Origin of the sequence: Massilia forsythiae (genome assembly GCF_012849555.1) — a bacterium.
Taxonomy (GTDB): Bacteria; Pseudomonadota; Gammaproteobacteria; order Burkholderiales; family Burkholderiaceae_D; genus Telluria; species Telluria forsythiae.
On the sequence record NZ_CP051685.1, the window covers coordinates 3,439,957 to 3,461,790 of the forward strand.

At 67.3% G+C, this 21,834-nt stretch carries 18 protein-coding genes; all 18 read left to right on the forward strand.

Features of this window, described 5'->3' with window-relative positions; translation table 11 throughout:
* The first annotated feature begins 302 nt into the window (after nt 1-302).
* The 18 genes from HH212_RS14715 (at nt 303) to purF (ending at nt 21,741) form a co-directional block, all read left to right on the forward strand.
* Nucleotides 303-1,199 carry a protein phosphatase CheZ gene (locus HH212_RS14715; RefSeq protein WP_170203158.1) on the forward strand — a complete coding sequence of 299 codons (897 nt, stop codon included), beginning with the start codon at nt 303-305 and terminating at the stop codon, nt 1,197-1,199.
* Entirely contained in the window at nt 1,199-3,160 is a 1,962-nt protein-coding gene (locus HH212_RS14720) for a chemotaxis protein CheA (RefSeq protein ID WP_170203159.1), read from the forward strand. Before HH212_RS14715 ends, HH212_RS14720 begins: the two co-directional genes overlap by 1 nt.
* A gap of 205 nt (nt 3,161-3,365) precedes the next feature.
* A complete protein-coding gene (leuC, locus tag HH212_RS14725; protein ID WP_170203160.1) occupies nt 3,366-4,760 on the forward strand; it encodes a 3-isopropylmalate dehydratase large subunit in 1,395 nt (464 codons plus the stop codon).
* A 69-nt stretch (nt 4,761-4,829) separates the two neighbouring features.
* The gene (locus HH212_RS14730) at nt 4,830-4,952 is read left to right on the forward strand and encodes an entericidin A/B family lipoprotein (RefSeq protein ID WP_170203161.1); all 123 of its coding nucleotides are present in this window, start codon (nt 4,830-4,832) and stop codon (nt 4,950-4,952) included.
* Nucleotides 4,953-4,962: 10 nt separating this feature from the next.
* Nucleotides 4,963-5,610 (forward strand): 3-isopropylmalate dehydratase small subunit, encoded by a 648-nt coding sequence (leuD, locus tag HH212_RS14735; RefSeq protein WP_170203162.1) that lies wholly within the window; start codon nt 4,963-4,965, stop codon nt 5,608-5,610.
* A gap of 19 nt (nt 5,611-5,629) precedes the next feature.
* Complete coding sequence (leuB, locus tag HH212_RS14740; RefSeq protein ID WP_170203163.1) at nt 5,630-6,700, forward strand: 3-isopropylmalate dehydrogenase; 1,071 nt, start codon at nt 5,630-5,632, stop codon at nt 6,698-6,700.
* 259 nt (nt 6,701-6,959) lie between these two features.
* Nucleotides 6,960-8,090, forward strand: a complete 1,131-nt coding sequence (gene asd, locus HH212_RS14745) for an aspartate-semialdehyde dehydrogenase (protein WP_170203164.1) — start codon at nt 6,960-6,962, stop codon at nt 8,088-8,090.
* Between the two features lie 228 nt (nt 8,091-8,318).
* Nucleotides 8,319-11,561, forward strand: coding sequence for a motility hub landmark protein FimV (locus HH212_RS14750; RefSeq protein ID WP_211172343.1), 3,243 nt, complete (start codon nt 8,319-8,321; stop codon nt 11,559-11,561).
* A 5-nt stretch (nt 11,562-11,566) separates the two neighbouring features.
* Nucleotides 11,567-12,364, forward strand: coding sequence for a tRNA pseudouridine(38-40) synthase TruA (truA, locus tag HH212_RS14760; protein WP_170203165.1), 798 nt, complete (start codon nt 11,567-11,569; stop codon nt 12,362-12,364).
* A 186-nt stretch (nt 12,365-12,550) separates the two neighbouring features.
* Nucleotides 12,551-13,213, forward strand: coding sequence for a phosphoribosylanthranilate isomerase (locus HH212_RS14765; protein ID WP_170203166.1), 663 nt, complete (start codon nt 12,551-12,553; stop codon nt 13,211-13,213).
* 15 nt (nt 13,214-13,228) lie between these two features.
* Nucleotides 13,229-14,473, forward strand: a complete 1,245-nt coding sequence (trpB, locus tag HH212_RS14770; protein WP_170203167.1) for a tryptophan synthase subunit beta — start codon at nt 13,229-13,231, stop codon at nt 14,471-14,473.
* Between the two features lie 19 nt (nt 14,474-14,492).
* On the forward strand, nt 14,493-15,293 hold the full coding sequence (trpA, locus tag HH212_RS14775) for a tryptophan synthase subunit alpha (protein ID WP_170203168.1): 801 nt from the start codon (nt 14,493-14,495) through the stop codon (nt 15,291-15,293).
* A gap of 141 nt (nt 15,294-15,434) precedes the next feature.
* Nucleotides 15,435-15,722, forward strand: a complete 288-nt coding sequence (locus HH212_RS14780) for a hypothetical protein (RefSeq protein WP_170203169.1) — start codon at nt 15,435-15,437, stop codon at nt 15,720-15,722.
* 264 nt (nt 15,723-15,986) lie between these two features.
* Nucleotides 15,987-16,859, forward strand: coding sequence for an acetyl-CoA carboxylase, carboxyltransferase subunit beta (gene accD, locus HH212_RS14785; RefSeq protein ID WP_170203170.1), 873 nt, complete (start codon nt 15,987-15,989; stop codon nt 16,857-16,859).
* 184 nt (nt 16,860-17,043) lie between these two features.
* Nucleotides 17,044-18,342, forward strand: coding sequence for a bifunctional tetrahydrofolate synthase/dihydrofolate synthase (gene folC / locus HH212_RS14790; protein ID WP_170203171.1), 1,299 nt, complete (start codon nt 17,044-17,046; stop codon nt 18,340-18,342).
* 11 nt (nt 18,343-18,353) lie between these two features.
* The gene (locus HH212_RS14795; RefSeq protein WP_170203172.1) at nt 18,354-19,544 is read left to right on the forward strand and encodes an SPOR domain-containing protein; all 1,191 of its coding nucleotides are present in this window, start codon (nt 18,354-18,356) and stop codon (nt 19,542-19,544) included.
* Nucleotides 19,545-19,645: 101 nt separating this feature from the next.
* Nucleotides 19,646-20,134: a CvpA family protein gene (locus tag HH212_RS14800; protein ID WP_170203173.1), complete on the forward strand. Its 489-nt coding sequence runs from the start codon at nt 19,646-19,648 to the stop codon at nt 20,132-20,134.
* Nucleotides 20,135-20,217: 83 nt separating this feature from the next.
* The gene (purF, locus tag HH212_RS14805; protein WP_170203174.1) at nt 20,218-21,741 is read left to right on the forward strand and encodes an amidophosphoribosyltransferase; all 1,524 of its coding nucleotides are present in this window, start codon (nt 20,218-20,220) and stop codon (nt 21,739-21,741) included.
* Nucleotides 21,742-21,834 lie beyond the last annotated feature (93 nt).

Below are 21,834 nucleotides of genomic sequence, written 5' to 3' on the forward strand. Positions count from 1 at the left end.
GGTAACGCTTGATCTCGCTCAGAGATGGGTTTGCTTGACCCAGTAAAAAACAAGTTATATGGCGAAAATGCTTGAAATTAATAAATACAACACTTTCTTTATGAAAATATTCATACATTGAGAGAAATTTTTGTTCTGCCGCCACGTTCTTGGGCCAAACGGCAACGCTGCCCACAAGTAAGATTTACCTACGGCAACCACGCTGCTACACTCGTGTTCGAATCAGCTGTCATTTCTGGACGGCAATACGCACCGCACACCGCAACGAGATTGCGACATCTATATTAGGGAGAAGCAGGGATATGACCGACGCCGCTGACGATTTCGACGCACTATTCGAGGAAGTGGCAGCGCAGCGGGCCAGCGCGCCGGCTCCTGCGCCGGCCCCGGCGCCGCCCGCTGCCGCCGACGAAGACGACCTCGAGGCATTGTTCGACCAGGTCGCCGCCGGCGCCGCACCGGCGCCCGCCGTTGCCGCCGTGGCACCCGCCATCGCCGCGGCACCGGCTGCCACGGCACCGGCTCCCGCAGCACCGGCTGCCGCAGCACCGGCTGCCGCACACGCCGAGCCGGCGGACGAGCACGAAAAGAACATGTACGAGCGCCTGGGCGGCATCGTGCGCGTGATGCACGATTCGCTGCGCGAACTGGGTTACGACAAGGCGCTGACCGAAGCCTCGTCGCAGATCGTCGACGCCCAGGACCGCCTCGAATACGTGGCTTCGCTGACCGAGCAGGCCGCCAACAAGGTACTGAATACGCTGGACGACGGCATGCCGGCCCAGGACAAGCTGTCCAAGCAGGCCAAGGACATGGAAAACCGCTGGGCCGACCTGTTCGCGGGCAAGCTCTCGATCGACCAGTTCAAGTCGCTGGCCGGCGACGCCAGGCAGTTCGCCCAGCTGGTGTCGGAAGCCACCGAAGCCGAAAAGGCGCGCCTGCTCGAGATCATGATGGCCCAGGATTTCCAGGACATCACCGGTCAGCTGATCAAGAAGGTGGTCAACATCACCAAGACCGTCGAGAACGAACTGGCCCAGCTGCTGCGCGACAGCGCACCGGCCGACGTCAAGGAAAAACTGGCGCAGAAGCAGGCCGTGCAGGAACCGGCGGCGCCGCTGATGCAGGGTCCGTCAGTGCCGACCGCGGCGCTCGACCAGGACAGTGTCGATGACCTTCTTGCCGATCTGGGATTCTAATGGATGAAATGCTCAAGGATTTCGTCGTCGAGGCGATGGATCTTGCAGCGAATGTCGAAGAGCATCTGCTGCGACTCGAACGCGACCCGGACAACAAGGAAACGCTGAACGCGGTGTTCCGCTCGTTCCACACCATCAAGGGTGGGGCAGGGTTCATGGGATTGCCGGCGCTGGTCACGGCCTGCCACCTGACCGAGAACCTGTTCGATGCGCTGCGCACCGGCGCCGCGCCGGTCACGCCGGCGGCGATCGAGGCATCGCTGCAGGCGTCCGGCTTCGTGGCCGACCAGCTCAACGACCTGAACAACGGCGCCACGCCCGAACAGCTGGCGTCGATGCCGGACGACCTGGAGCGCATGCTCAAGGAGGCGATCGCCGGCGAGGACGCGCCCAAGGCGGCGCCGGCGCCGGCCATGGCGCCCGCAGCGGCCGCAGCGCCGGCCGCGGCTGCACCTGCGCCGGTCGCGGCGGCAGCGCCTGTCGCGCCGGCCGATGGCGTCGACTGGGAAGCGCTGTTCATGGCGGTGGTCCCGCCGGGCACCCATGTGCCGGCCTCCCGGTCCGCACCGGCGCCGCAAGCCGCCGTGCCGGCCGCCGCCATGCCTGCGCCCTCGGTAGCCACGGTGTCGGCCATCGCAGCAGCCGAGCCGGCCGCGGCAAGCCCGGTGACTGCAAGCCCGGCTGCCGCAACGGCCGGCGCCGAGCACGCGCCCGCCAGGCCGGGCTGGGACGGCGCCGAGCGCCGCGCCGACCCCAAGCCGGCCGCCAGTGCGCCGGCCAAGGACGAAAGCATCCGCATCGACGCGGTCAAGCTGGATGCGCTGCTGGAAGTGGCCGGCGAATCGGTGCAGGCCGCCAACCAGGCCGCCGTGCTGCTGGAGCGCCTGTCCCAGTTCAAGTTCGAGGGCCAGGCCGCGACGCTGATGGCGACGCTGACCGAGACGCTGGAACGCGCCTCGCGCTATTCGGCCGAACTGCAGCGCGCCACCCTGGCGACGCGCATGCAGCCGGTGGGCCGCCTGTTCCAGAAGTTCCCGCGCCTGGTGCGCGAGCTGGCCAAGGACCTGGGCAAGGACGTCGAGCTGACCATCGAAGGCGCCGAGACCGAAGTCGACCGCGTGGTGGTGGACAGCCTGTACGACCCGCTGGTGCACATGCTGCGCAACGCGCTCGACCACGGCGTCGAAGGACCGCAGGACCGCGTCGCCAACGGCAAGCCGGCCAAGGCCTTCATCCTGCTGAAGGCCTGGCAGGAAGCCAACAGCGTCATGATCGTGCTGCAGGACGACGGGCGCGGCATGGACCCGGGCAAGCTGCGCAAGAAGGCGGTCGAGAAGGGCCTGATCGGCGAGAGCGCCGCGCCGAGCGACGACGAAGCCTACCAGCTGGTGTTCTTGCCGGGCTTCTCGACCAAGGAAGTGGCGTCGTCGGTGTCGGGCCGCGGCGTCGGCATGGACGTGGTGAAAACCGCGGTCGAGAAGAACCGCGGCGCGATCCGCATCGACTCGAACCTGGGCAAGGGCACCAAGTTCTCGATCCGCTTGCCGATCGAACTGTCGATCGTGCCGACCATGCTGGTGTCGACCTCGGGCGCCCAGCTGGCGCTGCCGATGGCGGTGGTCGAGCGCGTGGTCGAGCTGCCGGAAAACTTCATGCAGGTCGGCGGCGCCCCGGTGCTGAAGGACCAGGGCCGTCCGCTGCCGGTGCGCTCGCTGGCGGCCTCGCTCGGCTACGAAGTGTGCACCGAGCGCGTCGGCATCGTGATCAACGCGCCGCAGCCCTACATCCTGGCGATGCAGGCGGTGGACGGCACCGCCGACCTGGTGATCAAGCCGATGACGGCGCTCACCGTGGAAGGCATCACCGGCACCGCGCGCTCGGCGGAAGGCTCGCTGGTGCTGGTGGTGGGCCTGTCGTTCCTGATGGACGGTTGCCGCGGGAGCGTGCGCCTGGCCGCCTGACGCTTTTACGCAACAAAGCCACAAAAGCCTGTGCGATTCCCGCACAGGCTTTTTTTATTCATGTTTTAAAAAACGAAGCAAAATAATATTTATCGATTAGTTTATTTGTTGAAAGAATCTTGCAAGCCAGCCCGCTTCCGCAATGCACAAATATGGCATAATTTAAGACCATGCCCGCATATGGCGGTCGTTTTCAGGATTGATCATGTTAAAGACGCTCTACGACAAACTCTGGGATTCGCATGTCGTGCGTGCCGATGCCGATGGCACCACCGTACTGTATATCGACCGTCACCTGGTCCATGAAGTCACCAGCCCGCAAGCCTTCGAGGGCCTGCGCGAGGCCGGGCGTCCGCTATGGCGCACGGCCGCCAACCTTGCCGTAGCCGACCACAACGTCCCCACCACCGACCGCCGCCAGGGCATCGCCGACCCCACCTCGCGCCTGCAGGTCGAGACGCTGGACGGCAATGCCAGGTCGTTCGGCCTGACGTACTTCAACATGAACGACAAGCGCCAGGGCATCGTGCACGTGATCGGCCCGGAGCAGGGCGCGACCCTGCCCGGCATGACGGTGGTGTGCGGCGATTCGCACACCTCGACCCACGGCGCCTTCGGCTGCCTGGCGCACGGCATCGGCACCTCGGAAGTCGAGCACGTGCTGGCCACCCAGACCCTGCTGGCCAAGAAGTCGAAATCGATGCTGGTGCAGGTCGACGGCCAGCTGCCGGCGGGCGTGACCGCCAAGGACGTCGTGCTGGCCGTGATCGGCAAGATCGGCACCGCCGGCGGCACCGGCTACGCGATCGAATTCGCCGGCTCGACCATCCGCGCGCTGTCGATGGAAGGCCGCATGACGGTCTGTAACATGGCGATCGAAGCCGGCGCGCGCGCCGGCATGGTGGCGGTCGACCAGACCACCATCGACTACGTCAAAGGCCGTCCGTTCGCGCCCAGCGGCCCGCACTGGGAGCAAGCCGTGGCCTACTGGCGCACCCTGCACACCGATCCGGGCGCGAAGTTCGACCTGGTGGTGACGCTGGACGCCGCCCAGATCCGCCCGCAGGTGACCTGGGGCACTTCGCCCGAGATGGTCACCACCATCGACGGCCGCGTGCCCGATCCGGACCAGGAAAAAGACCCGGTCAAGCGCGACGCCATGGAAAAGGCGCTGGTCTACATGGGCTTGAAACCCAACACGGCGATCGCGGACATCCGCATCGACAAGGTGTTCATCGGTTCCTGCACCAACTCGCGCATCGAGGACCTGCGCGCCGCCGCCGCCGTGGTGCGCGGCCATTACCGCGCTTCCAACGTCAAGCTGGCGATGGTGGTGCCGGGTTCCGGCCTGGTCAAGGAGCAGGCCGAGCGCGAAGGCTTGGACCAGGTGTTCAAGGCCGCCGGCTTCGAATGGCGCGAACCGGGCTGCTCGATGTGCCTGGCGATGAACGCCGACCGCCTGGAACCGGGCGAGCGCTGCGCCTCGACCTCGAACCGCAATTTCGAAGGCCGCCAGGGGCAGGGCAGCCGCACGCACCTGGTATCGCCGGCAATGGCCGCCGCGGCCGGGATCGCCGGCCATTTCGTCGACGTGCGCTAGAGGCCAGAGCCCATTCGCGAAAACCGGGCTCTGACCCCTGCGGAAACATCAAAACAGGAACACAACAGCATGAAGAACATCATCGCCCTCGCACTCGTCGCCCTGGCCGTCAGCGGCTGCAACACGATCTCCGGCATGGGCCGCGACGTGCAGAAGGTCGGCCAGGTCATCACCGGCGCCGGCGGCAAATAAAGGCCAGACCATGGAAAAATTCATCGTACAAGAAGGCCTGGTGGCGCCGCTCGACCGCGCCAACGTCGACACCGACGCCATCATCCCCAAGCAGTTCCTGAAATCGATCCGCCGCACCGGCTTCGGTCCCAACCTGTTCGACGAGTGGCGCTACCTCGACCACGGCGAACCGGGCATGGACAACGCCAACCGTCCGCTGAACCCGGACTTCGTGCTGAACCAGCCGCGCTACCAGGGCGCGTCGGTCCTGCTGGCGCGCAAGAATTTCGGTTGCGGCTCGTCGCGCGAGCACGCGCCGTGGGCGCTGCAGCAGTACGGCTTCCGCGCCATCGTCGCGCCCAGCTTCGCCGATATCTTCTTCAACAATTGCTACAAGAGCGGGCTGCTGCCGATCGTGCTGGGCGAGGCGCAAGTCGACCGCCTGTTCGACGCGGTCAAGGCCTTCCCCGGCTTCAAGCTGGTGGTGGACCTGGAAAAGCAGACCGTGTCCACGCCGGACGGCGCCATGGCCTTCGACTTCCCGATCGACGAGTTCCGCAAGTACTGCCTGCTGAACGGCCTGGACGACATCGGCCTGACCCTGCGCCACGCCGACGACATCCGCGCGTTCGAGGAACGCCACCTGCACAACCAGCCGTGGCTGGCCAACACCATCTGAACGAAGCGGATACCCCCACATGAAGATTGCAATCCTGCCGGGCGACGGCATCGGTCCCGAAATCACGGCCCAGGCGGTCAAGGTCCTGCACGCGCTGGACGAGCGCTTCGAGATGGAAAGCGCGGACGTCGGCGGCGCCGGCTACGCCGCCCACGGCCATCCGCTGCCGCCGGCCACGCTGGCGCTGGCCAAGGCCGCCGATGCGGTGCTGTTCGGCGCCGTCGGCGACTACCGATACGACACGCTCGAGCGCGCGCTGCGCCCGGAGCAGGCGATCCTCGGACTGCGCAAGGAACTCGGCCTGTTCGCCAACCTGCGTCCGGCGATCCTGTACCCGGAACTGGCCGGCGCCTCCACCCTGAAGCCCGAGGTGGTGTCCGGCCTGGACATCCTGATCATCCGCGAACTGACCGGCGACATCTATTTCGGCAAGCCGCGCGGCGTGCGCACATGCCCGGACGGCCCGTTCGCCGGGCAGCGCGAAGGCTTCGACACCATGCGCTACGCCGAAGGCGAGATCCGCCGCATCGCCCACGTGGCGTTCCAGGCCGCCCGCAAGCGCGGCAGCCGGGTGACCAGCGTCGACAAGGCCAACGTGCTGGAAACCTTCCAGTTCTGGCGCGACGTCGTCACCGAGGTGCACGAGGACTACCAGGACGTCGAACTCGAACACATGTACGTCGACAACGCGGCGATGCAGCTGGTGCGCGCGCCGAAGAAATTCGACGTCATCGTCACCGGCAACATGTTCGGCGACATCCTGTCCGATGCCGCGGCCATGCTGACCGGCTCGATCGGCATGCTGCCCTCGGCCTCGCTGGACGCCAACAACAAGGGCCTGTACGAACCGTCGCACGGTTCGGCGCCGGACATCGCCGGCAAGGGCATCGCCAATCCGCTGGCGACCATCCTGTCCGCCGCGATGATGCTGCGCTTCTCGCTCGGCAAGGTCGAGCAGGCCGAGCGCATCGACACCGCGGTCAAGCGCGTGCTGGCCCAGGGCCTGCGCACGCCGGACATTCATGAGGAAGGCACGACCCGCGTCGGCACCGAGGAGATGGGCGACGCGGTAGTGAAAGCGCTGGGCTAAAAAGGCGGTCTTCGCACCGTCGCGCACGTCGTCCCCGCGCAGGCGGGGACCCATGCATCGCTTCTAGAATCATGAACTGGAGAGTGTTACGCCATTTTGAATGGAATGGATTTTGACGCTCAGTATGGGTCCCCGCCTGCGCGGGGACGACGGTGGGTCGCGGGGACGACGGTGGGTCGCGGGGACGACGGTGGGTCGGTCGTGATATAAAGCTGTCGCCCGCAGGGCATGGAAACACATTTTTAACCGAGGAAAAACGATGAAATTAGTAGGTCTGGTAGGTTGGCGCGGCATGGTCGGATCGGTCCTCATGCAGCGCATGCGCGAAGAGGGCGATTTCGACCACATCGAGCCGGTATTCTTCACGACGTCGAACCCGGGCGGCGCCGCCCCGCAGATGGCGAAGAACGAAACCACGCTGAAGAGCGCCACCGACATCGCCGAACTGTCCAAATGCGAGATCATCATCTCCTGCCAGGGCGGCGACTACACGACCGACGTGTTTCCGCGACTGCGCGCCAGCGGCTGGAACGGCTACTGGATCGACGCCGCCTCGACCCTGCGCATGAACGACGATGCGGTGATCGTGCTCGACCCGGTCAACCAGCACGTGATCAAGGACGCGCTGCAGCGCGGCGTCAAGAACTACATCGGCGGCAACTGCACCGTGTCGTGCATGCTGATCGGCCTGGGCGGCCTGTTCCAGCACGACCTGGTCGAGTGGATGACCTCGATGACCTACCAGGCCGCGTCCGGCGGCGGCGCCCAGCACATGCGCGAACTGCTGACCCAGTTCGGCACCATCAACGCCGCCGTCAAGCCGCTGCTGGACGATCCGGCATCGGCCATCCTGGAAATCGACCGCGGCGTGCTGGCCACCCAGCACGGCCTGTCCGCCGACGAAACCAGGCAATTCGGCGCGCCGCTGGCCGGCAACCTGATCCCCTGGATCGACAAGGACCTGGGCAACGGCCAGTCGAAGGAAGAGTGGAAGGCTGGCGCCGAGACCAACAAGATCCTGGGCCGCGGCGAGGCCTTCGGTTCGGCTGCGATCCCGGTGGACGGCCTGTGCGTGCGCATCGGCGCCATGCGCTGCCACTCGCAGGCGCTGACCATCAAGCTCAAGAAGGACGTGCCGCTGGACGAGATCGAGGACATCATCGGTTCGCACAACCAGTGGGGCAAGCTGGTGCCGAACACGCGCGAAGCCTCGATGCGCGAGCTGACCCCGGCGGCGGTGACCGGCGGCTTGACCATCCCGGTCGGGCGCCTGCGCAAGCTGGCCATGGGACCGGATTACCTGTCAGCCTTTACCGTCGGCGACCAGCTGCTGTGGGGCGCAGCCGAACCGCTGCGCCGCATGCTACGCATCGTGCTGGACCAGTCATAGCGCCGGCCGCCTGCGGGCGGCAACCCCAAGGCGGCCGAGGCCGCCTTTTTTATTGGCGGCTCGGCCGTGAATCGGCCAAAAAACATCAGTTATCTGAGTACACTGTCCATATATCTCATGCCTTCCGGGCGTTTATTCGGGCAGAACTTGCACGCCACGGGTCATGATGATATGTTGCTGAGACCTCCGGCAAAGTCTTTCCTCCGATCAACTCACTCGGTTCCGAACATGCATCCCATCCGCCGCCTCCCGTTGAAGTCGTCCGCGCTGAAAAAGCTCACCGCCGCGCTCGCCAGTGCGATGGTCCTGACCTCGGCGGCCAACGCGGCCGGCCTGGGCAAGCTGACCGTGCTGTCCGCGCTGGGGCAACCGCTGCGTGCCGAGATCGAGCTGACCTCGGTGTCGGCCGACGAGGCGGCCGGCCTGGCCGCCAAGCTGGCGTCGCCGGAGGCATTCAAGACCGCCAACATCGAATTCAATCCGGCGCTGCTGTCGCTGCGCTTCAACGTCGAGCAGCGCGGCGGACGCCAGTTCATCCGGGTCAGCTCAACCCAGCCGCTGAACGAACCCTTCGTCGACCTGCTGCTGGAACTGTCGTGGAACAATGGCCGCCTGGTGCGCGAATATACCTTCCTGCTCGATCCGGCCGAGCTGCGCGCGACGCAGTCGGCCCAGGTGGCGCGCAGCGAGGCGCCCCAGCGTGCGCGCAGCGATGCCGCCCTCGCCGCGCCGGCGCAGTCCGCCGATGCGGTGGCGCCCGCCGATACCCCGCGCAGCCGCCGCGCCGCGCGCCGCGCCGCCGCCAGTGCCGATGAGGGAGGGCGCGGCGGCGCCGGCGAATACCGCGTCAAGCCGGGCGACAGCCTGGGCCGCATCGCCACCCAATTGAAACCGGTCGATGTCTCGCTCGACATGATGCTGGTGGCGCTGTACCGCGCCAACCCGGAAGCCTTTGTCGGCAACAACATGAACCGCCTGAAGTCGGGCCGCATCCTGTCGGTGCCGGCGGGCGAGGCCGTGCGCGCCATCGGCGACGGCGAGGCGCACGGCGTGGTGGTGGCGCACGCGGCCGACTTCAATGCCTACCGCAACAAGCTGGCCGGCCAGGTGGGCGCATCGGAAGCGACGCGCACGCCGCCGGCCGGGCAGAGCGCCGCCGGCAAGATCAGCGCCAAGGTCGAGGAGCGCCCGACCGCCGCCAACGAATCGCAGGACCGGCTGCGCCTGTCCAAGGCGGCCCCTAGTGCACCGGGCGCCAAGGCCGGCACCGCCAGCACCGAGGACACGATCGCCAAGCAAAAGGCGCTCGAGGACGCCCAGGCGCGCGTGAAGGAACTCGAGCGCAACGTCACCGACCTGGAAAAGCTGGCCGAGGTCAAGAGCAAGGCCGGCGCCGATGCCCAGAACAAGGCCGCCGCCGCTGCATCGCCCGCGCCGGCGATCAAGCTCGACCAGCCGGCCGCGGAACAAGCGGCGCAGCCGCCGGCCAGGAAGCTGGCGCCGATCAAGCCGGTCGTCAAGCCGGCCACGCCGGAGCCGGGCCTGCTCGACTTCATCATGGACAACCTCACCTATCTCGGCGCCGCCGCCGCGGTGGCGCTGCTGGCAGCGCTTGCCGTCGCCCAGCGCCGCAAGAAGAAGCCGGCCAGGACCGTGGTCGAGCCGGTGGCGGCGGGCGCGCCGGCCGAACCGGCGCACTCGATGTTCGCCGAGACCGGCGGCCAGAGCGTCGACACCAACAACAGCGTGTTCAATTCCAGCTTCGCGCCGTCCGCCAGCCAGCTCGACACCAACGAGGTCGATCCGGTGGCGGAAGCCGACGTCTACATCGCCTACGGCCGCGATGCCCAGGCCGAGGAAATCCTCAAGGAAGCGCTGCGTACCCACCCGGACCGCATGCCGGTGCGCCTGAAGCTGCTCGAGATCTACGCCGCGCGCAAGGACCTGCGCGCCTTCGAGACCCAGGCCGGCGAGGTGTACGGCATGACGCGCGGGCAGGGCGGCGAATGGGCGCAGGCCGCGGCGCTGGGCCTGAGCATCGATCCGCACAATCCGCTGTACGCCGGCAACCCGGTGCATGCCACCGGCGCCGGCCTGGCAGCCGGCGCAGCCGCGGGCCTGGCGGCGGGCGCCTCTGCCGGCGCCGCTTCCGGCTTCGGCGACGGCGGCCGCCACGACATGCTGTCGAAGGACCTCGACGATGCCTTCGGCGCCGCCGATGCCGACGACCGCGCCGCCCACGAACACACCTATGCGCCCGGGGCCGATACGACGCCGGCCGCCGCTTTCGCCGATCCTGCCGCGCTCGACGGCGGGCGCGAGCCGCTCGGTTTCGACCAGCACTTCGCCGAGGCGATGAACCGTCCGGCCGCGCCCGTGCCGGCGCCCGAGGACGACAATGCGCTCGACTTCGACCTGGGCGGCCTGGCCTTCGAGCCGGTGAGCGCCAACGCGCCGGCCGCGCCGCCGGCCGGCGGCGTCGACGACTTCGAGCGCTTCAACAAGCCGGGCGACGTGCCCGACCTGGAGTTCGACATGGGCGCCTTCGATGCGGCGCCGGCAGCGGCAGCTTTTCCCGCTGCAACCGAAACGGCCGCGCCGGCCGCCGAGCGTCCGCTCGACTTTTCCTTCGACATGGACCTGGGCGCCGCACCGGCGCCGAATCCGGTGCCGCACTACGATCCGCTGCTGGACGACGACTTGTTCGAGCCGGTGCCCGCGCCCGCAACGGCAACTGCACCCGCAGCGGCCGCGGCGCCGGATACCGGCATCGACATGGCCAACCTGGCGCGCGAATTCGACCTGCCCGACCTGCCGACCGAACTGTCGACCGGGGTGCCTGCCGACCCGTACGCCAATCCGGCCGCGCCCGAACGCAGCGCCCCGGCCAGCGAGTTGAAGGATCCGCTGTTCGACCTGGACGCCATGGACTTCGGCCTGGAAGCGCAGCGTCCGGCGGCGCAGCCCGCCCCGGCGCCGGACCTGGCCTTCGATGTCGACCGTGACTTCCCGGCCGCGCCAGCGCCGGCGCCGGCGCGCAGCGACGAACCGGTGCCGCCGCTGGCGCTGGACGACGATCCGTTCGCGCTGCCGGCGCTGGACGGCCTGCCGCCCGCGACGCCGGCGCCGGCCGCCGACGCCGCCTACGCCCCGCACGATCTGCTCGAGCCGCAGAATCTGCTCGAGCCTCATAGTCTGCTCGAACCGCAGCGCGAACCGCACCTGGACATGCCGGCCTTCGACCTCGAATTGCCGGGCGACGCGCCGCTGCCGCTGGCGGACGTGCAGGCCGTGGACAGCGCCGAGCTGTCGCCCGCCCACATGGAAATGGAAACCAAGCTGGACCTGGCCGTGGCCTATCAGGAAATCGGCGATAAGGAAGGCGCGCGCGAACTGCTCGACGAAGTCGTCAAGGGCGGCAGCAGCGCCCAGGTCGAACGCGCCAACGCCATGCGCGCATCGCTGGGGTGACACGCGTGACGAGAATTGCAATGGGTGTCCAGTACATCGGCACCGCCTGGAACGGGTATCAGAAACAACCAACGCGCGACACGGTGCAGGACCGGCTCGAGATCGCCCTCGAAAAATTTGCCTGCACCAGGCTGGCCACCACCTGCGCCGGTCGCACCGACGCCGGCGTGCATGCCATCGAGCAGGTGATCCACTTCGATACGGAGCTGGAGCGCGCGCCGCAATCCTGGGTGCGCGGCACCAACGCCTTTTTGCCGGAGTCGATCGTGGTGCGCTGGGCGCACGTGGTGCCTGCCGACGCCGAAGGACAGGATTTCCACGCGCGTTTCTCGGCGCGCTCGCGCACCTATCACTACGTGCTGTACAACCACGCCAACCCGTCGGCGCTGCTGGCCGGCCGCGCCGGCTGGGTATTCCGCCCGCTCGACGTGGAGCGCATGCGCGAGGCGGCGCGCCACCTGATCGGCACCCACGACTTCAGCAGCTTCCGCGCTTCCGGCTGCCAGGCGAACACGCCGGTCAAGCAGATGCACGAGGTGAATATCGAGCGGCGCGGCGACGTCATCGTCTTCACCGTACGCGCCTCCGCCTTCTTGCACCACATGGTGCGCAACATCGTCGGCTCGCTGATCTACGTCGGCACCGGGCGCAACCGGCCGGACTGGATGGCCGAGGTGCTCGACGCCCGCTCGCGCGACGCCGCCGCGCCGACCTTCATGCCGGACGGCCTGTACCTCGCCAGCATCGACTACGATCCGAAGTGGGGATTGCCGCAGGAGGCCGTCTCCGCACTGCCGTTCTAGAGCCAGCGCAGGGGTCAGAGCCCGGTGTTGCTTCTAAAAGGGCTCTGACCCCGGTGTTCAGCCGCGTGGCCAAATCCGGATACGCAACTGCTGACAACTCCGGGGTCAGAGCCCAACCGAATGAACCGGGCTCTGACCCCTGCGGACGCTGACCCCTGCCGATAATCCAACAAACCAGCCAAAACCATGTCCCGTACCCGCATCAAGATCTGCGGCATCACCCGCGAGCAGGACCTGCGCGCGGCCGTGGATGCCGGCGCCGACGCCGTCGGCTTCGTGTTCTATCCGAAAAGCCCACGTTACGTCGCGCCCGCGCGCCTGCGCGAGCTGGCGTCCGCATTGCCGCCCTTCGTCAGCGGCGTCGGCCTGTTCGTCAACGCCACCCTGGACGAGGTAAGGGAAGCGGTCGCGGCCGGGCCGATCGCGCTGCTGCAGTTCCACGGCGACGAGAGCGCGGACGCGTGCGCGGCGCTGGCGGCGGCCGTGCAGCGCCCGTTCGTGCGCGCCTACCGCGTCAGGCCGGACACCACGGCCGCGGATTTGATAGAATCGGAATCTCAATACCGCGCCGCCAGCGCCTGGTTCTCGGGCCTCCTGCTCGACACCTGGGTCGATGCCTACGGCGGCGCAGGAAAGGTCTTCGATTGGTCTGTTATTCCAAAAGAGCTCGCGCCTCGGGTCGTTTTGAGTGGTGGCTTGAGCGTGCAAAACGCGACTGGCGCGGTGGCGCAAGTACGTCCCTTTGCGGTCGACATCAGTAGCGGTGTCGAGGCAGGCAAGGGGATCAAGGATGCCCGCAAGATCGCCGCGTTCGTCGACGCGGTGCGGGCTGCCGACGCCATCACCTGAAAAGCGAGCCACACCATGACCATCGATTCGAAGAAGCTGTTCAAGACCACCGATTACCAGTTGCCGGACGCCACCGGCCACTTCGGCCCCTACGGCGGCAGTTTTGTTGCCGAAACCCTCAGCCACGCGCTGGCCGAGCTGAACGACGCCTATGCGCGCTTCAGCCACGATCCGGCATTCCTGGAAGAGTTCCGCTACGAGCTGGCCCACTTCGTCGGCCGGCCCTCGCCGGTGTACCACGCCAAGCGCTGGTCGCAGCAGGGTGCGAGCGGCGAGCTCGGCGCCCAGATCTTCTTCAAGCGCGAAGACCTGAACCACACCGGCGCCCACAAGATCAACAACGTGATCGGCCAGGCGCTCCTGGCCCGCCGCATGGGCAAGCCGCGCATCATCGCCGAGACCGGCGCCGGCCAGCACGGCGTGGCCACCGCCACCATCTGCGCGCGCTTCGGCCTCGAATGCGTGATCTACATGGGCAGCGAGGACGTCAAGCGCCAAGCCCAGAACGTGTACCGCATGAAGCTGCTGGGCGCCACCGTGGTGCCGGTCGAAAGCGGTTCCAAGACCCTGAAGGATGCGCTCAACGAAGCGATGCGCGACTGGGTCACCAACATCGAAAACACCTTTTATATCATCGGCACCGTGGCCGGCCCGCACCCGTACCCGATGATGGTGCGCGACTTCCAGTCCGTCATCGGCGAGGAATGCCGCGTGCAGATGCCGCAGATGACCGGCCGCCAGCCGGACTACGTGGTGGCCTGCATCGGCGGCGGCTCCAACGCCATGGGCATCTTTTATCCGTACATCGACGAGCCGGGCGTGAAGCTGGTCGGCGTCGAGGCGGCCGGCGAGGGACTGGACTCGGGCAAGCACGCCGCGTCGCTGACGGCCGGCTTCCCGGGCGTCCTGCACGGCAACCGCACCTACCTGCTGCAGGACGACAACGGCCAGATCATCGAGACGCACTCGGTGTCGGCCGGCCTGGACTATCCGGGCGTCGGCCCCGAGCACGCCTGGCTGAAGGACATCCAGCGCGCCGAGTACGTCTCGATCACCGACGAGGAGGCGCTGGCCGCCTTCCACGATTGCTGCCGCATCGAAGGCATCATCCCGGCGCTGGAATCGGCGCACGCGATCGCCTACGCCGCCAAGCTGGCGCCGACGCTGCCCAGGGACCAGATCATCCTGGTCAACCTGTCGGGCCGCGGCGACAAGGACATGCACACGGTCGCGCAGCGCGCCGGCCTGAACTTCGGTTAATCCAACAAGAAAGCACAGCATGTCCAGAATCGAACAGACGTTCAACGCCCTCAAGGAGCAGGGCAAGACCGGCCTCGTCACCTTCATCACCGCCGGCGACCCCGGCCCGGAACTCACCGTGCCGCTGCTTCACGCGCTGGTCGAGGGCGGCGCCGACGTGCTCGAACTCGGCGTCCCGTTTTCCGACCCGATGGCCGAAGGCCCGGTGATCCAGCGCGCCTGCGAGCGCGCGCTGACCTTCGGCATCGGCATGAAGGACGTGCTCGGCTACGTGCGCGAGTTCCGCCGCACCGACCAGGCCACGCCGGTGGTCCTGATGGGCTACGCCAATCCGATCGAGCGCATGGGGCCGTCGGAATTCATCCGCCAGGCGCGCGAGGCGGGCGCCGACGGCGCCATCGTGGTCGATTATCCGCCCGAGGAATGCGCCGAGTTCGCGGCCGAGATGCAGGAAAACGGCCTCGACCTGGTGTTCCTGCTGGCGCCGACCTCGACGCCCGAGCGCATCCGGCAGGTGGCGCGCCACGGCAGCGGCTTTTCGTACTACGTCTCGCTCAAGGGCGTGACCGGCGCCGGCAGCATCGACACCGCCGACGTGGCGCGCCGGGTGGCGGCGATCCGCGAGCACGTGCAGCTGCCGATCGGCGTCGGCTTCGGCATCCGCGATGCGGCCACGGCGAAGCAGGTGGCCGAGGTGGCCGACGCGGTGGTGATCGGCAGCCGCATCATCCAGGAACTGGAAAACACCCCGAAGGAGCAGGGCCCGCAGGCGGTGCGCGACTTCGTGGCCGGCATCCGCACGGCGCTCGACGCGCGCTGACCCCCGGCCGGGCCGGCCCTGGCCCGTAACGACCGGCGCCCGGACCTTGTGTTCCGGCGCCGTTTTTTTTTGTGGTCTTTTTGAAAACCCTGCGGTAGAGTGTACCGACAGTTGTTTCACTCCCACCGAGGCGCTTCCGACATGAAAAAACAAATCCTGCGTGTGTCGCCTATGCAGTCGGCCAAGGTCATGGCCGCGCTGTATTTCGTGTTCTCGATTCCGCTGGCGCTGATCATGATCCTGGTGTCCATGATCAGTCCCCAGCCCGGCACCAGCATGCTGATGGCGCTGATGATGCCGCTGATGTACGTGGTGATCGGTTTCCTGTTTACGCTGCTGGGCGCCTGGGTCTACAACCTGGTCGCGGCGCGCATCGGCGGTTTCGAGTTCGAGACCGCGGAAGTCGGCGACCAGGCCCGTTACGGATGAGCGGCGCGACGGGGGAACCGAAGCGGTTGACGTTCTGGGGCGCCGGCCCCGACGACGACAGCCTCGTGCGCGCCGTGATCGCCGGCCGTAAGACCGTCACCGCCGACTTGGCCGACGCGATGACGCCGGGCTAGGCGGCACAGCCCGCCTGTCGCCCGGTTTTCAAGCTTATCGAACAGCTAATATGTTTAGAGCAAGCATTCGACAAGCCGGAATCGAACGATTACACTACCGCCACTCAGACTAGCCGCAAAGGAGAACAATATGAGTTGGTTGGAAAAACTGCTGCCCCCCCGCATCCAGCGCTCCGATGCCGCCAAGAAACAGACCATGCCGGAAGGCCTGTGGGTCAAGTGTCCGTCGTGCGAAGCGGTGCTGTACCGCGCCGACCTGGATGCCAACCAGCACGTCTGCCCGAAATGCAGCCACCACATGCGCATCCGCGCCCGCGCGCGCCTCGATGCGCTGCTCGACGAGGGCGGCCGCTACGACATCGGCCAGGAAACGCTGCCGGTCGACACGCTGAAGTTCAAGGACAGCAAGAAATATCCTGACCGACTTAAGGCCGCCATGGACGCCACCGGCGAGACCGATGCGCTGATCGTGCAGGGCGGTTCGATCATGAGCCTGCCGGTCGTGGTGGCCTGCTTCGAATTCGAATTCATGGGCGGCTCGATGGGGTCCGTGGTCGGCGAGCGCTTCGTGCGCGGCGCCCAGGTCGCGCTGGAACAGAAGGTGCCGTTCATCTGCATCACCGCCACCGGCGGCGCGCGCATGCAGGAAGGCTTGCTGTCGCTGCTGCAGATGGCCAAGACCACCGCCATGCTGACCAAGCTGTCCGAGAAAAAGCTGCCGTTCATCAGCGTGCTGACCGACCCGACCATGGGCGGCGTGTCCGCTTCGTTCGCCTTCATGGGCGACGTCGTGATGGCCGAGCCGAAGGCGCTGATCGGCTTTGCCGGCCCGCGCGTGATCGAGAACACCGTGCGCGAAAAGCTGCCGGAAGGCTTCCAGCGCGCCGAGTTCCTGGTGCAAAAGGGCGCGGTCGACATGATCGTCGACCGCCGCAAGATGCGCGAAGAGATCGCGCGCCTGCTGGCCCTGCTGCAGAGCCAGCCGGCCGACGTGCTGGCCTGAGCGCGCGCCGGGGCCGGCGACGCTGCCTGCCGCCGGCCCCGGCCTCTCTGCCGCCTCTACCGCTTTCGATCCGTTTATACTGTCGTCCCTGCGCCGACTGCCGCCGTCCATCGCGGCAGGCAGCCGTTTCCGTTTCCGTCTTCCCGCCGGTCCTGCCGGCCGCCACGCACCGCATCTTCCGCCCATGTCCACTCTCCCGACCACCTTGCCCGACTGGCTGGCGCTGCTCGAATCGCGCCACGCCGAAACCCATATCGACATGGGCCTGGACCGCGTACGCCTCGTGAAGGAACGCATGGCGCTGCAGTTCGATTGCCCGGTCATCATGGTGGCCGGCACCAACGGCAAGGGCTCGACCTGCGCCATGCTCGAATCGATCCTGCTGCACGCCGGCTACCGCGTCGGCCTGTACATCAAGCCGCACTTCCTCGACTTCAACGAGCGCGCCCGCATCAACGGCGACATGGCGCCCGACGAGGCGCTGGTGGCCAGCTTCGAGGTCGTCGAGGCGCAGCGCGGCGACATCGACCTGACCTATTTCGAGTTCACCACGCTGGCCATCATGCACCTGATCTCGAAGGCCGGCGTGGACGTGGCGATCCTGGAAGTCGGCCTGGGTGGGCGCCTGGATGCGGTCAATGTGGTCGATGCCGACGTCGCCATCGTCACCAGCATCGACATCGACCACCAGGACTACCTGGGCGACACGCGCGAACAGATCGGTTTCGAAAAGGCCGGCATCTTCCGGCCGGGCAAGGCGGCGATCTGCAGCGACCCGCTGCCGCCGCAGACCCTGATCGACCACGCCGACAGCATCGGCGCCGACTTGTGGCTGCTGGGCCGCGACTTCAACTATGCCGGCGACAAGCAGCAGTGGGCCTACGGCGGCCGCGGCCAGCGCCGCAACGCGCTGGCGTATCCGGCGCTACGCGGCGCCAACCAGCTGCTCAACGCCTCGGCCGCGCTGGCGGCGCTGGAATCGCTGCGCACCACGCTGCCGGTCGGCGCCCAGGAAGTGCGCACCGGCCTGGCGCTGGTGGAGCTGCCGGGCCGCTTCCAGGTGCTGGCGGGCCAGCCGACCACGGTGCTGGACGTGGCGCACAACCCGCACGCGGCGGCGACGCTGGCCCAGAACCTGGGCAACATGGGCTTCCACCGCTTCACCTACGCGGTGTTCGGCATCATGCAGGACAAGGATATCGACGCCGTGATCGCCCACATGGCGCCGCACGTCGACCACTGGTGCGTGGCGGCGCTGCCGTCGCCGCGCTCCGCCGATCCGGCCGCGCTGGCGGCGAAGCTGGAAGAGAAACGTCCGGCCGGGGCCAAGGCCGACGAGTTTTCGGTGAAGGTCTTCGCCGATCCGGGCGCGGCGTTCGCGGATGCCACAAAGCGGGCCGGACAGGATGATAGAATAGTGGTCTTTGGCTCGTTCTATACGGTGGCCGGCGTGATGGCCGCCCGTAAATCCTCCCTTCATTGATCAGAATTCGCATGGGCTTGTTCTCGTTCCTCAATAAAAACAAGCAAGACCGCGCCGCCGACGACAGCGGCCGGTTCTACAGCAAGGACGAGGACGCCGCCCTCAACGAGCGCGCCCGTTCCAAGCGCGCCGGCAACGCCGCCGGCGGCGCCACCCGCCGTCCCGGCAAGGATCCGCTGCTGCCGGAAAAGAAACGCGCGCGCCGGCGCCTGGTCGGTGCCGTCGCGCTGGCGCTCGCGGCCGCGGTCGGCCTGCCGATGCTGCTCGATTCCGAGCCCAAGCCGCCGGTGGCCGGCGACATCGCCATCCAGATTCCTTCGAAGGACAAGGCCGGCGCGCTGCCGGCGCCGCGCGAACCCGCGCCATCGGACAAGGCGGTGGCGGCCGAGGACAGCGTCGACAGCGGCGAGGAAATCGTCAACGAACCGCCCCGCACGCCGTCGTCCAGGACGCCGGCGGCCCTCGCCGCCAAGCCCGGCGCCGAGCCGGCGCCGAAGGCCGATGCGGCCAGGACCGACGCGCCAGCCGACACCCGCGCCGCCGAAAAGGCCGAGCGGCTGGCGCGCGAGCGCGCCGACCGCCTGGAGCGCGAACGGGTGGAGCGCGCGCTGCGCGCCGACCGCGACAAGCTGGCCAGCGAAAAGGCGGCCACCGACAAGGCGGCGCGCGACAAGGCGCGCAAGGCCGAGCAGGAGCGCGCCGATCGCGACAAGCTCGCGCGCGACAAAACGGAACAGGACAGGGCGGAGCACGACAAGGCCGTGCGCCTGGCGCGCGAGAAAGCCGAAAAGGCGGAGCACGACAAAGCCGAACGCGCCGAACGTGAAAAGGCGGAACGCGCCGAGCGCATCGCCAGGGCCAAGCAGGAAGAAAAGGCGAAGGAAGACAGGCCTGCCAAGCCCGCCGAGGGTGCGCGCGCGCTCGCCATCCTGGAAGGCAAGCCGGCCGACAAGCCCAAGGCGGCGGACGAATCCGGCCAGCGCTTCGTGCTGCAGGTGGCGGCCATGTCGAGCCAGGAAAAGGCGGCCGAGGTGCAGGCCAGGCTGCGCGGCGCGGGCATCAGTTCGTACACGCAAAAAGCCAGCACCTCGTCCGGCGAGCTGATCCGCGTGCTGATCGGCCCGATGAGCCGGGACGAGGCGGAAAAGGTACGCGCCAAGGCGGGCAAGCTGGGCATGTCCGGCGCGCTCAAGCCGGTGTGACGCGCCGCTCGTGACGATGCCGTTTTCCGTGACCGATTCCGCCGCGAGCGCCGCCGTCGCGAGCGCGCCGGCGCTGCACACGCCATGACCGTCCGCGCGCCGTGACCATTTTCGATTACCTGGTGCTGTTCATCCTGATCTCGTCGGTCGTCATCAGCACCATGCGCGGCCTGGTCAAGGAAATCCTGTCGCTGGCCGGCTGGGTCGCCGCCTTCGTGGTCGCCAATGCCTGCGGCGCCAAACTGGCGCCCATGCTACCATCGGTGATTCCGGGCGAGGCGGGGAGGTTGATCGTTGCCTATATCGCACTGTTTCTCGGCGTGCGCGTGCTGACCGGCCTGCTGTCCCTGGCGATCCGCGCCGTGGTCGACGCGGCCGGCCTGTCGCTGGCGGACCGCGGCCTGGGCGGCCTGTTCGGACTGGGGCGGGGTATCGTCATCGTGCTGGCCGGGGTCATATTGTGCGGGATGACATCCATTCCCCGACAGGCTTTCTGGCAGGAGGCGCTGTTCGCTCCCATGGCGGAGAGCGGCGTGCGCACCGTGAAGCCTTTCCTGCCCGCTGCCTTGGCGCAGCATGTCCAGTTTTGATTTCTCGTTTGGGAACCCGGCCGGGCCGCCATGCGGCAGCCTGGGCGGATTCCTCGTTTAGCAGTCAGTTTTAGGAGCGCACCATGTGTGGCATCGTCGGCGTCGTTTCGCAGGCCCCCGTCAACCAGTTGTTGTATGACGCATTGCTGCTGCTGCAGCACCGCGGCCAGGATGCCGCGGGCATCGCAACCAATCACAGCAGCATGTTCTCGATGTACAAGGCCAACGGCCTGGTGCGCGACGTGTTCCGCACGCGTAACATGCGTTCGCTGATGGGCAATTCCGGCATCGGCCACTGTCGCTATCCGACCGCCGGTTCGTCCAGCGAAGAAGAAGCGCAGCCGTTCTATGTCAACGCGCCGTTCGGCATCACACTGGCGCACAACGGCAACCTGACCAACCAGGCCCAGTTGAAGGACGAGCTGTTCCGCAACGACCGCCGCCACATCAACACCGACTCCGACTCGGAAGTGTTGCTCAACGTGCTGGCCCACGAGATCCAGCAGGCCGCCGACGGCTACACGCTGGATGCGGACGCGGTGTTCAAGGCGGTCGCCGTGGTGCACCGCCGCGTGCGCGGCGCCTACGCCGTGATCGCCCAGATCGCCGGCCACGGCCTGCTGGCCTTCCGCGATCCGTTCGGCATCCGTCCGTTGTGCATCGGGGTCAACGAGACCGAGAACGGCCCCGAGTACCTGGTGGCCAGCGAATCGGTGGCGCTGGAAGGCCTGGGCTTCCGCTTCATGCGCGACATCGCGCCGGGCGAGGCGGTGTTCATCGACGACGCCGGCCACATGCACGCGCGCCAGTGCGCCGACCATCCCTCGCTGAATCCGTGCGCCTTCGAATACGTGTACCTGGCGCGCCCGGACTCGGTGATCGATGGCGCCTCGGTGTACGCCACCCGCCTCAAGATGGGTGAGTACCTGGCCGACAAGATCCGCAAGGAGATCCCGGTCGAGGAGATCGACGTGGTGATGCCGATCCCGGATTCGTCGCGTCCGGCTGCGATCCAGCTGGCCTTGAAACTGGGCGTCGAGTACCGCGAAGGCTTCATCAAGAACCGCTACATCGGCCGCACCTTCATCATGCCGGGCCAGGGCATGCGCAAGAAATCGGTGCGCCAAAAACTCAACGCCATCGCCGCCGAATTCAAGGACAAGAACGTGCTGCTGGTCGACGACTCGATCGTGCGCGGCACCACCAGCCGCGAGATCGTGCAGATGGCGCGCGAGGCCGGCGCGCGCAAGGTGTTCTTCGCCTCGGCCGCGCCGCCGGTGCTGTACCCGAACGTGTATGGCATCGACATGCCGACCCGCGACGAACTGATCGCCCACGGCCGCACGGTCGAGGAAGTCTGCCGCGAGATCACCGCCGACCGCCTGGTGTACCAGGACATCGCGGCGCTCAAGCAGGCGATCATGGACGTCAATCCGGAACTGACCAGCGTCGAGGCCTCGTGCTTCGACGGCGTGTACATCACCGGCGACGTGACCCCGGCCTACCTGGACAAGCTGGAGAACCACCGTCACCAGTCGTCCGGCAAGTCGTCGGAAGACCTGGTGCGCACCCAGTTGAACCTGAATCCGCCGGTCGCCGCGGAGTAAACGGCGCCGTCGTCCCCGCGAACGCGGGGACCCATGCCGATTCGATCGATATCGGCGCCGTCGTCGTAACCGGATGATTTCGCCGTCAACAAT